This is a genomic window from Actinoplanes sp. DH11 (assembly GCF_020873875.1).
Lineage (GTDB): Bacteria > Actinomycetota > Actinomycetes > Mycobacteriales > Micromonosporaceae > Actinoplanes.
The window spans coordinates 1-331 of sequence record NZ_JAHWGU010000203.1; the positions used below are offsets into that span (position 1 = coordinate 1).

The 331-nt window shown below is 66.8% G+C and carries 1 protein-coding gene; it reads right to left on the reverse strand.

From position 1 onward, the window contains the following. Window positions 1–318, reverse strand: a 318-nt coding sequence (locus LPA41_RS43905) for a hypothetical protein (RefSeq protein WP_255691896.1), incomplete at its 3' end; no start/stop codon positions are given. Window positions 319–331: the final 13 nt, after the last annotated feature.

Here is a 331-nt window from a genome sequence, read left to right on the forward strand (position 1 = left end):
ACGACCCACCGCCACCACATTCACACCACGACCCACCAACCACTCACACACCACCGACCCCAACGCACCCCCACCACCAGTCACCAACACCGTGCCCTCCAACACCGGCACCCCACCACCACCAGCCGCCGCCACCGGCACCAACCGCGGCACCCGCACCTCACCCCCACGAACCACCACCTCCGGCTCACCCTCGACAACCAGCACCTCACCATCGGTATCCACCAACACAAACCGACCCGGATGCTCCGACTGCGCCGACCGCACCAAACCCCGCACCGGCGCATCCTCCAAACCACCACCAATCACCACCACCAACCGCTCATCCGCC